This window comes from Streptomyces sp. NPDC028305 (genome assembly GCF_055569495.1).
The window spans coordinates 866,938-878,653 of sequence record NZ_JBVHTN010000003.1 but is presented as its reverse complement, the minus strand read 5'-3'; the positions used below and the strand labels follow the sequence as shown (position 1 = coordinate 878,653).

Here is an 11,716-nt window from a genome sequence, read left to right as displayed (position 1 = left end):
TCGGGGCGGGCAACTGAGCTGTCACGAGGTGCCGAGCTCGTTGTCGATGAACGCGAGCACCTCGTCGGCGGTGGCGAGCGTGAGCCGGTCGGCCGCGCTGTCCTCGGCCGACGGCGCGGACGCCGCCTTCCATTGGGCCAGCAGACCCTCAAGCCGATCTGTCACCGCCCGCGCGTCCGCCTCGGGCAGCTCGAGCGCCGACAGCGTGGACTCCAGCTTCGCCAGCTCGCCCAGCACGGGGTCCACCCCGCCCCGGGCCGCCGACCCCCCGTCCGGCACGAGCAGGCCGCGCAGGTGGTCGGCCAGCGCCCTGGCCGAGGGGAAGTCGAAGACCAGCGCGGCCGGCAGCCGGAGCCCGGTCGCCGCCGAGAGCCGGTTCCGCAGCTCGACGCCGGTCAGCGAGTCGAAGCCCAGATCCGTGAACGGCGCGTCCTCCCGTACGCCTTCGGCGTCGGCGTGGCCGAGCACGGTCGCGGCATGGCCGCGCACCAGCGTGAGCAGCTGCTGCCGCTGCTCGGCCTCCGGGAGCCCGGCGAGCCGGCGCGTCCAGTCGTCGGGGCGCTGGGTGGCCGCGGCGGCGCGCCGCGTGGCCCCGCTCGGGCGGGCGGCCAGGGCCCGTAGCGCGGGCGGCAGACCGGCGATCGGCTGCGCGGCCAGCGCGCGTACGTCGAGGTTGAGCGCCACGAGCTGCGGGTCGCCGTGTCGGTGTGCCGCGTCGAAGAGCGCCAGCGCGTGGTCGGTGGCCAGCGCCGTGACGCCGGTGCGGCCGATCCGCGCCACATCGGCCTCGCTGAGCTGCCCGGTGATATCGCTGGTGGCGGCCCACAGGCCCCAGGCGATGGAGGCGGCGGGCAGACCGGCGTGCTGCCGCCGGGAGGCGAGGGCGTCGCAGTAGGCGTTGGCGGCGGCGTAGTTGGCCTGCCCCGGGTTGCCGAGGGTGCCCGAGACGGAGGAGAAGAGGGCGAACATGGCGAGGGGGAGGTGCTCGGTGGCCCGGTGGAGGTTGGCGGCGCCGGTCGCCTTGGCGGCCCAGACACGGTGGAGCGTGTCGGGGGTCTGGGAGGTGATCATCGCGTCGTCCACGGTGCCGGCGGTGTGGATGACGCCGGTGAGGGGGTGGGCGGGGTCGATGGTGTCGATGATCTGCCGCAGGGCGGGGAGGTCCGAGGTGTCGGTGGCGGTGATGTGGACGGTGGCGCCGAGGGCGGTGAGTTTGTCGGTGAGTTGTTGGGCGCCGGGGGCATCAGGGCCGCGTCGGCTGAGGAGGTGGAGGTGGGTGATGTGGTGGGTGGTGACGAGGTGTTCGGCGATGAGGGCGCCGAGGGTGCCGGTGCCGCCGGTGATCAGGACGGTGCCGTTGGGGTCGAGGGCCGGCGGGATGGTCAGGACGAGTTTGCCGGTGTGCTTGGCCTGGCTCATGTGGCGCAGCGCCTGACGCGCCTTGGGCAGCGGCCACGTCTGGACCGGGGGCGGGGTCAGGGCCCCCGCGTCGAACAGGGCCACCAGGGTCGCCAGCATCCGCGCGACGCGCTCCGGCCCGGCGTCCGAGACCAGGTCGTAGACGCGGTAGTCCACCCCGGCGAAGTCCTTGGCCACCTGCTCGGGGTCGCGGAGGTCGGTCTTGCCCATCTCCAGGAAGCGGCCGCCGTCGGCCAGCAGGCGCAGGGAGGCGTCGATGAAGTCACCGGCGAGGCTGTTGAGGACCACGTCGACCTTCGGGAAGGCGTTCTCGAAGTCGAGGTCGCGGGAGGAGGCGCGGTGGGTCTCGTCGATGCCCATGGCCTCCAGGACATGGTGTTTGCCGGGGCTGGCCGTGGCGTACACCTCGGCGCCCAGGTGGCGGGCGATCTGCACGGCGGCCATGCCCACGCCGCCCGCCGCCGCGTGGACGAGGACCGACTCGCCCGCCCTCAGGCGGCCGAGCTCCACCAGGCCGTACCAGGCGGTCAGAAACGCCACGGGGACGGCCGCCGCCCGGGAGAAGTCCCAGGCCTCCGGCATCCGGGTCACCATCCGCGCGTCGGCCACGGTGACCGGGGCGAACGCGCCGTCGAAGACCCCCAGGACGCGATCGCCCGGGACCACCGTGGTGACGTCCGGGGCCACTTCGAGGACGACGCCCGCGCCCTCGCCGCCGATGCGGGTCTGGTCGGGCACCATGCCGAGGCTGATCAGGACATCGCGGAAGTTGACACCGGCCGCCCGCACCTTGATGCGCACACGTCCGGGCGCCAGCTCCTCCTCCGCCTCGGGGAAGGGCACCGGCGCCACGGAGTCGAGCGTCGCGGTGCCCGTGGTGCCTGCGGCGTCCAGCCGCCAGGCCCCCTGGCCGACGGGGGGTACGAGCGTGGCCGAGGCGGTGGCGCGGACGAGCCGGGGCACCAGAATCCGGCCGCCGCGGAGCGCCACCTGCGGTTCGTCGAGGTCGACGGCGCAGCGGACCGCGTCGGCCACCTGGCTGTCCGACTCCGGATCCGTGTCTGTGTCCGTGTCCGTGTCCAGGAGGACGAAGCGGCCGGGGTTCTCCGTCTGGGCGCTGCGGACCAGACCCCAGACGGCCGCCGCGACGGGGTCGACGTCCGTCTCCTCGTCCACGGCGACGGCGTTACGGGTCACCATCACCAGACGGGCGTCGTCGGGGCGCGGCTCGGCCAGCCACTCCTGTAGCTGCGTCAACGCCGCCTGTACGGCCTCCAGTTCACCGTCGCCCTCCGCGACCGGTGCCTCGGCGAAGACCGCTCGCGAGGCCGGTGTGGCCTCGTCGGCCAGGGGCGAGGCGGGCGTCCACTCCAGGGTGAACAGGCCTTCGGACGAGAGTTTTTGCGGAGCATCGAGGGCCATGGGCCGGGTGGTGACGGCCTCGGCGGTGAGGATGAGCCGGCCGGTGGCGTCGGTGAGGGTCAGGCTGTGCTCGCTGTCGCGGGAGGTGATGCGGACGCGGGCGTGGGTGGCGCCGGTGGCGTGGAGGGTGACGCCGTTCCAGGAGAACGGCAGCCAGACCTTGCCGTCCGAGGTGTCCGTGACGGCGACGAGGGGATGGAGCGCGCTGTCGAGGAAGGCGGGGTGGACGGCGAGGGCTTCGGCGGGGTGGCCCGTGGCGTCCGTGGCGTCCGCGGTGGGCAGGGCGATCTCGGCGAGGAGGTCGTCGCCATGGCGCCACAGCGCCTGAAGCCCCTGGAAGGCGGGTCCGTAGTCGTAGCCGTCCGCCGCGGCGTGGTCGTAGAAGCCGGTGATGTCGACGGGCTCGGCGCCCGGGGGCGGCCAGGCCGTCTCAGCTTCGGGCGCCGCCCGGTCGACCGCGGGTTCGCCGGAGAGCGTGGCGGTGGCGTGCCGGGTCCACTCGGCCGCCGGGCCGGACTGCGGGCGGGTGTAGACGGCGAGGCTCCGGCGGTCGTCGTCGTCGGCGCCGACGACGACCTGGAGGTCGAGCGGGCCCGTGGGGTGGAGGACGAGCGGGTGCTGGAGGAGAAGCTCCTCGACGTGCGGGCTGTCGGTGTGCTCGGCCGCGCTGAGGGCGAGTTCGAGGAGTGCGGTGCCGGGCAGCAGCACGGTCCCGGCGATGGTGTGTTCGGTGAGCCAGCCGTCGTGGTCCGCCGCCGGGATTTGGCCGCCCAGAACTAGGCCGCCGTCCGCCAGCGGCGCCGCCGCGTCCAGCAGCGGATGGTCCAGGCCGGTGCCGCCGGTGGCGGCGACGGAGGAGATGCGGGGAGCGATCCAGTACGGCCTGCGCTGGAAGCGGTAGGTGGGCAGCTCGACCACTCGGGGGGCCGGGTCGGTGGGATACCAGGGCGTCCAGTCCAGCGGGGCCCGGGTGGTGTGCAGGGACGCCAGGCCGTGGGCCAGCGCCCGGACGTCGGACTGCTTGCCGGTGAGCGTGGCGAGCGCCGTGGCGGTGGTCTCCTCGGGGAGGGTGTGGTGGACGGCGTGGGTCAGCACCGGGGCCGGGCCCAGCTCCAGGAAGACGGCCGTGTCCGCGGCGAGATGGGTGATGGTCTGGTGGAAGCGGACGGGGCGGCGGATGTGCCGGGCCCAGTAGTCGGGGGTGGCGATGTCCTCGTCCGCGGGTTCGCCGGTCAGGTTGCTGATGAGGGGGATACGGGGCAGGCGGAAGTCCAGGTGGCCGATGGCCTCGGCGAACGGGGTGAGGATGGGCTCCATCTGGGGGGAGTGGAAGGCGTGGGAGACCGGGAGGGAGCGGGTCCTGCGGCCCCGGTCCCGCCAGACGGCGGTGACGGTGGCGACCTGGTCGGCGGGTCCGGAGATCACCGTGTGGCCGGGGGTGTTCATCGCCGCGATGGCCAGCTCCGGGAAGTCGGCCAGCGTGGCAGCGACCTCCTCCTCGTCGGCGTTGACGGTGGCCATGGCGCCGCCGGCCGGCAGGTTGCCCATGAGCGTGGCGCGGGTGGCGACGAGGTGGGCGGCGTCCTCCAGGGAGAGGACGCCCGCGAGGTGGGCGGCGGAGATCTCGCCGATGGAGTGTCCGGCGACGGCGTCGGGGGCCAGGCCCATGGCCGTCAGAAGGCGGGCGAGGGCGATGTGGAGGGCGAACAGCCCGGCCTGGGTGTAGGTGGTGTGGTGGATCAGGTCGCCGAGTTCGGGGTCGGTGGCGAAGACCACGTCGCGCAGCGGGCGGTCGAGGTGGGGGTCCAGGAGCGCGCACACCTCGTCGAAGGCCCCGGCGAAGACGGGGAATCGCCGGTGGAGCTCGGCGCCCATGCCGGGGCGCTGACTGCCCTGCCCGGAGAACAGCCACACCGTCTTGCCCGGGGTGTCCGGGGCTGCGCCGCCGGGGGTGGCGAGGCCGGGGTGGGGCTCCCCGCCGGCCAGCGCCTCCAGGGCGGCGGTCAGCTCCTCGCGGCCGTCCCCGACGATCACGGCCCGCCGCTCGAACACCGCCCGTGTCGTGGCCAGGGACCAGCCCACCTCGCCGACCGGGAGATCGGGGCGCGCGGCGAGGTGTTCGGCGAGCGCCGCGGCCTGTTCGCGCAGGGCCCGGTCGTCGCGGGCCGACAGCGGCCAGGGCACGGGTCCGGGCGGGGGAGTGTCGCTCGCCGGCCGGGGTTCGGGGAGGTCGGGGGCCTGTTCGAGGATGAGGTGGGCGTTGGTGCCGGAGGCGCCGAAGGAGGAGACGGCGGCCCGGCGCGGGCGGCCGGTCTCGGGCCAGTCGACGGGCTCGGTGAGAAGCCGGACGTTTCCGTCGGCCCAGTCGATGTGCGGGCTGGGCTCGTCGATGTGGAGGCTGGCGGGCAGTTGGCCGTGGCGCAGGGCGGAGATCATCTTGATGACTCCGGCGATGCCGGAGGCCGCCTGGGTGTGGCCGATGTTGGACTTGACCGAGCCGAGCCACAGCGGCCGGTCGTCGGGGCGGTCCTGTCCGTAGGTGGCCAGGATGGCCTGTGCTTCGATGGGGTCGCCCAGCGTGGTGCCCGTGCCGTGGGCCTCGACGGCGTCGATGTCGGCGGTGGTCAGGCCGGCTCCGGCGAGGGCCTGGGCGATGACGCGCTGCTGGGAGGGGCCGTTGGGGGCGGTCAGCCCGTTGGACGCGCCGTCCTGGTTGATCGCCGAGCCGCGCACCACCGCGAGCACCCGGTGGCCGTTGCGGCGCGCGTCGGAGAGGCGTTCCAGCAGGACGAGCCCGGCCCCCTCGCTCAGGCTGGTGCCGTCGGCCGCGGCGGCGAACGGCTTGCACCGTCCGTCGGGCGCCAGGCCGCGCTGCCGGGAGAAGCCGGTGAACGGATCGGGGGTGGCCATGACGGTCACGCCGCCCGCGAGCGCCAGGTCGCACTCGCCCTGCCGCAGCGCCTGGGCGGCCAGGTGCATGGACACCAGGGACGACGAGCACGCGGTGTCGACGGTGACGGCGGGGCCCTGAAGCCCCAGGGTGTAGGCCACGCGGCCGGAGATGATGCTGCCGATGGTGGAGAGCATCGTGTAGCCGTCGAGACGCGGGTCGCCCGCGGGCAGGCCGGTGGCGTAGTCGTGGTAGATGACGCCCGTGTAGACGCCGGTCAGGCTGTCCTTGAGGGTGTGCGGGTCGATCCCGGCGCGCTCCAGGGCCTCCCAGGCGGTCTCCAGGACGAGCCGCTGCTGCGGGTCCATCGCCAGGGCCTCACGGGGGTTGATGCCGAAGAAGGCCGCGTCGAAGCCCTCGACGTCGTAGATGAACGCGCCCTCGGAGGCGTAGCTGGTGCCGGGGTGGTCGGAGTCGGGGTGGAACAGATTGGCCAGATCCCAGCCGCGGTTGGTGGGGAACGGCCCGACCACATGCTCCCCCGCCGAGACCAGGTCCCACAGCCCCTCGGGCGAGGTCACGCCACCAGGGAAGCGGCACGCCATCGCCACCACCGCGATGGGGTCGTCGTCCGCGGCGCGAGCCGACCGGCCCCGCCCGATGAGGGGCGAGGCGGTGGCGGACGCGGTGGCGGTCAGCCGCTCCAGGAGATGGCCGGCGAGGGCCTGGGGGGTGGGGTAGTCGAAGACGAGGGTGGAGGGCAGGCGCAGCCCGGTGGCATCGGACAGCCGGTTGCGCAGCCCGACGGCCATGAGGGAGTCGAAGCCCAGCTCCTTGAAGGCGGCCTCGGGCCTGATGGACGTGTCGGAGGAGTGGCCCAGGACCACGGCGGCCATCTGACGCACCATCTCCAGCAGCAGATCGCGCTGTCCCGAGGCGTCGAGACCGGCGAGGCGTGCGGCCAGGGCGGGGGACGCCGACTGGCGTTCCGCGGCGCGGCGCCGGCCGGACCGAACGGGCGCGCGCAGCAGCGCGGGGACCACGGCGGCCGAGTTGGCCGCGGCGGTCGACCGGGCGGTGTCGAGGTCGGCGGCCACGACCGCGGGGTGTGGGAGGGAGAACGCCGCGTCGAGCAGGCGCGGGGCGTGGGACGCGGCCCGCTCCTCCAGGGCCCAGGCCACGCTCAGGCCGGGGAGCCCGGCGGCTCGCCGATGGGAGATCAGGGCGTCGGCGCGGGCGTTGGCGGCGGCGTGACCGGCCCGGCCGGGGCCGCCTACGAGGTCGGCGGCCGAGGAGACCACCACGAACAGCCGCAGCGGCAGATCGCGGGTGAGGGTGTGCAGATGCCACGCCTCGGTGGCGGGCGCCCAGGCCCGCGTCAGCCGCTCGTCGTCCCAGGACTCCACCGGCCCGCCGTCGGCCGCCCCGGCGAGATGCACCACGCCCACCAGCGGACGGCTTTCGGGTACGGAGGCCAGAACCTCCGCCAGCGCGGAGCGGTCGGCCACATCGACGGCGGCGGTCTTCGCCTCCGCCTCCAGCGCCGTCAACCGCTCGGCCGGCGCGGCCGCTTCGGGATCCTGGCCGCCCCCGGGGGAGAGGAGCAGCACACGCGCCACGCCGTACGCCCGCACCAGGTGTTCGGCGACCGCGCCGCCCAGCGGGTCCGTCCCGCCCGACACCACCACCGTGCCACCGGACAGATCGACCTCGGCGGCCGCGTCGGTCGGTTCGACGGCGCGCCGCAGACGGGGGATCGACACCGCGCCCGAACGGACCGCGATCTGCGGCTCGTCGGCGTCGAGCGACCGGCGGACCGCCTCGGCCCACTTCCCGTCCCCGTCCGCGTCGGCATCGACCAGGGTGAACCGGCCCGGGTGTTCGTTCTGGACTGCCCGGACCAGGCCCCAGACGGCCGCGCCTGCCGGGTCCACCGGCCCCTCGCCGTCGCCGACCGCTACCGCGCCGGAGGTGATCAGCACCAGCCGGGAGTCCCGCAACTGAGGTTCCGCAAGCCAGCCCTGGACAAGGCCCAGCGTGTGCCGGACCGCGGACAGGTCCGCGTCGGGGTCGGGATTCGGGGCCACGGTGGCGAGGACGACGGGCGGCGCGGGCTCTCCGCCCTCCACCGCGGCCAGCAGCGCGGCCAGGTCGGCGTACCGGCGCCCGCCGAAGGGGCGCGCCGCGGCAGGAAGGGCGTCGAGCGTGGCCCAGCCGGCCTCGGCCTCCTCCGGCTCGGGACGGTCCTCCGACGGCGGCAGCGGCGTCCACTCCACCGTGAACAGGCCGCCCGCGGCGTGTCGTTCGGCGGCTTTCAGCCAGTCGCCGTCGGCGGGACGCAGCGCGACCGTATCCACGTCCAGCACCGGGGCGCCGGTCGCGTCCGCGACGACGACGCCCAACTCGCGGCCCCCGCTGTCCTCCCGCCCCAGCGACCGGATCCGGACCCGGACACTCCGTGCGCCGCCCGCGTGCAGGGACACACCGCGCCAGGCGAACGGCAGCCACCGCGGGGCGTCGGAGTGAAGGTCGTGCAGCGCCACCGGGTGCAGGGCGGCTTCGAGCAGCGCGGGATGGATGCCGAACTCCTCGCCCCTCTCCTCGGCCCCGTCGGGCAGGGTCACCTCGGCGAAGAGATCGGAGCCGTGCCGCCACACCGCCTGGACGCCCTGGAACGCGGGGCCGAACCGATGACCTTCGGCCTCGGCGCGCGCGTACAGCTCGGCGATGTCGGCGGTGTCCACGGGCTCGGCCCCGGCCGGGAGCCAGGCGCCGGTCAGCTCCGTCCCGTTCGTTGTTTCGCGGGCGAGGGTGCCCGTCGCATGGCAGGTCCAGGCGTCCCGCCCCTCGGGCCCCTCCGGTGTGCCGGACGCGGGCTGGGAACAGACGCGTATGCCGCGCCGCCCATCCCCGTCGGGCGCGTCAACCACGACCTGGACGCGCAGTTCAAAGGCGGGGGAGAGGACCAGGGGGACCTGGAGGGTCAGCTCCTCGACCGCGCCGCAGCCCGCCTCGTCGGCCGCCCGCAGGGCCCACTCCACGAGCGCCGTGCCGGGCAGCAGGACGGTGTCGCCGACCGTCTGCTCACCGAGCCGGCCCGCGTCACCGGCCGCCGGAAGCCGCCCGGTGAGCAGCAGCCCGCCGTCGGCGAGGCCCGTCGCGGCCGACAGCTGAGGGTGTGCCACCGGCCGCAGTCCGGCGGCGCTGACGTCGCCTGCCGGGCGGCCGGCCGCCATCCAGTGGCGCTGCCGCTGGAAGGGGTAGGTGGGCAGGTCGGCTGTGGTGGACGGGGTGACGGGATACCAGGGCCGCCAGTCGATGGTGAGGCCGGTGGTGTGGGCGTGGGCGAGGGCGTCGGCGAGGTCGTGGGGGGTGCCGTGGTCGCGGCGGAGGGTGGGGATGGTGGTGGCGGGGATGTCGGCGTCGTCGATGGTGTCCTGGATGCCGGGGGTGAGGACGGGGTGCGGGCTCACTTCCACGAAGTGGCGGTGGCGGTGGGCCAGGAGGGCGGTGAGGGTGTCGGCGAAGCGGACGGGGTGGCGGAGGTTGGTGAACCAGTACTCGGCGTCCAGCGGGGTGTCCGCCAGTGGCTCGGTGGTGACGGTGGAGTAGAAAGGGATGGTGGGTGTGGCGGGGGCGAGGCCGGAGAGCCGGTCGAGGATGGTGTCGCGGATGCGGTCGACGTGGGGGCTGTGGGAGGCGTAGTCGACGTCGATGGTGCGGGTTCGGGCGCCCTGGGTCTCGGCGGCGGTGAGGACGGTGGCGATCTGGTCGGGGGGTCCGGAGATGACGGTGGAGCGGGGGCCGTTGTGGGCGGCGATGGCGACGTCCTCGGCAGTCTCACCCAGGTCGGCCAGGAGGCTTGCGGTGTGGTCGGCGGTGAGGGTGAGGGAGGCCATGGTGCCGTGTCCGGCGAGGGCGCGGAGGGCCTGGCTGCGCAGGGCCACGACTTTGGCGGCGTCCTCAAGCGTGAGGGCTCCGGCCACGCAGGCGGCCGCGATCTCACCCTGGGAGTGGCCGATGACGGCGGCCGGAGTGACACCGAAGTCCTGCCACATACCGGCCAGGGAGACCATCATGGCCCAGAGGGTGGGCTGGATGACATCGACGCGCTGGGGGTCGGTGGTGGTGTCCGTGCCGCGCAGCACGGCGGTGAGCGACCAGTCGACGTACGGGGCCAAGGCCTTTTCACAGGCGGCGATCCTGCTGGCGAAGGCGGGGGAGGAGCCCAGGAGGCCGACGGCCATGCCGGCCCATTGGGAGCCCTGACCAGGGAAGACGAACACCGGGCCGTCCTGGATGTCCAGGGCGGCCCCGCGCACGAGGTGGGGGTGTCCGCCGCCGGTGGCCAGGGCCTCCAGCGCGGCGGTGAGCCCCGGCAGGTCGGTTCCGGTGACCACGGCGCGGTGGTCGAAGGTGGCGCGGGTGGTGGCCAGCGACCAGGCCACCTCGGTCGGCGAGATACCCGGAGTGTCCGCGATGGCCCCCGCCAGTCGGCGCGCCTGCTCGGCCAGCGCCTCCTGGGTACGGGCCGAGAGCACCCAAGGCAACACGCCGCCCACGACGACCGGTTCGGCCGCATCCGTGTCGGGTTCCGGTGCCTCAGGGGCCTCTTCCAGGATGACGTGGGCATTGGTGCCGGAGATGCCGAATGCCGAGACGCCTGCCCGGCGCGGGCGTTCCGCGGTCGGCCAGTCGACCGGCTCGGTGAGCAGGCGCACCGCGCCGCTGCTCCAGTCCACATGCGAGGTGGGCTCGTCGACGTGGAGGGTGGCGGGCAGGGTGCCGTGGCGCAGTGCCATGACCATCTTGATGACACCCGCGATCCCGGCGGCCCCCTGGGTGTGGCCGATGTTCGACTTGATCGAGCCCAGCCACAGCGGGCGGTCCTCCGGCCGCTCCTGGCCATAGGTGGCCAGCAGTGCCTCCGCCTCGATCGGGTCGCCGAGCGTGGTGCCCGTGCCGTGCGCCTCCACCGCGTCCACCTCGACCGCGGCCAGCCCGGCGTTGGCCAGAGCCTGGCGGATCACCCGCTGCTGCGAGGGCCCGTTGGGGGCGCTCAGCCCGTTGCTGGCGCCGTCCTGGTTGACGGCCGAGCCCCGGATGACGGCGAGCACGTGGTGTCCGTTGCGGCGGGCGTCGGAGAGCCGTTCCAGCAGGACCAGGCCCGCGCCCTCGGAGAAGCCCGTGCCGTCGGCCGCCGTGGCGAACGGCTTGCACCGCCCGTCCGGGGCCAGGCCGCGCTGCCGCGAGAACTCCGTGATCACGTTCGGGGTCGACATGACCGTCACACCGCCGGCCAGCGCCAGATCGCACTCGCCCTGCCGTAGCGCCTGGACCGCCAGATGCATCGCCACCAGCGACGACGAGCACGCCGTGTCCAGCGTGACCGCCGGACCCTCCAGGCCCAGGGTGAAGGCGATCCGGCCGGACACCACGCTGAGCGCGTTGCCCGTCAGCAGAAAGCCCTCCGCGCTCTTCTCGATGTGCGGGGTGCCGAAGCCGGGCACGCCGCAGCCCGTGTAGACGCCGGTGGAAGAGCCCTTGAGGGCGGTGGGGTCGATATGGGCGCGTTCGAGGAGTTCCCAGGCGGTTTCCAGGAGGAGCCGCTGCTGGGGGTCCATGGCGAGGGCTTCACGAGGGCTGATGTTGAAGAAGGAGGCGTCGAATTCATCCGCGTCGTGGACGAAGCCGCCCTCCTGGATGTAGCTGGTGCCCGGGTGGTCGGGGTCGGGGTGGTAGAGGGCGGCGAGGTCCCAGCCGCGGTTGGTGGGAAAGGGGCCGATGGCGTCGGCGCGGGTGTCGACCAGGTCCCACAGGGCCTCCGGGGATGCGATGCCACCGGGGTAGCGGCAGGCCATGGAGGTGATGGCGATGGGCTCGTGGTGGCGTTGCTCCGCTTCGCGCAGGCGTTGTCTGGCCTCGCCCAGGTCGAGGGTGACCCGCTTGAGGTACTGGCGCAGCTTGTCTTCCGTGGACGGCATT

The 11,716-nt window shown here is 74.2% G+C and carries 1 protein-coding gene; it reads right to left on the bottom strand.

Annotated features, from left to right (window positions below; genetic code table 11):
- Positions 1-21: 21 nt before the first annotated feature.
- A complete protein-coding gene (locus ACZ4WQ_RS15210) occupies positions 22-11,715 on the bottom strand; it encodes an SDR family NAD(P)-dependent oxidoreductase (protein WP_468022220.1) in 11,694 nt (3,897 codons plus the stop codon).
- Position 11,716 lies beyond the last annotated feature (1 nt).

Excerpts from the sequence above, each read along its gene's own strand:
- ACZ4WQ_RS15210 (WP_468022220.1), bottom strand. The coding sequence starts at position 11,715 with ATGCCGTCCACGGAAGACAAGCTGCGCCAGTACCTCAAGCGGGTCACC.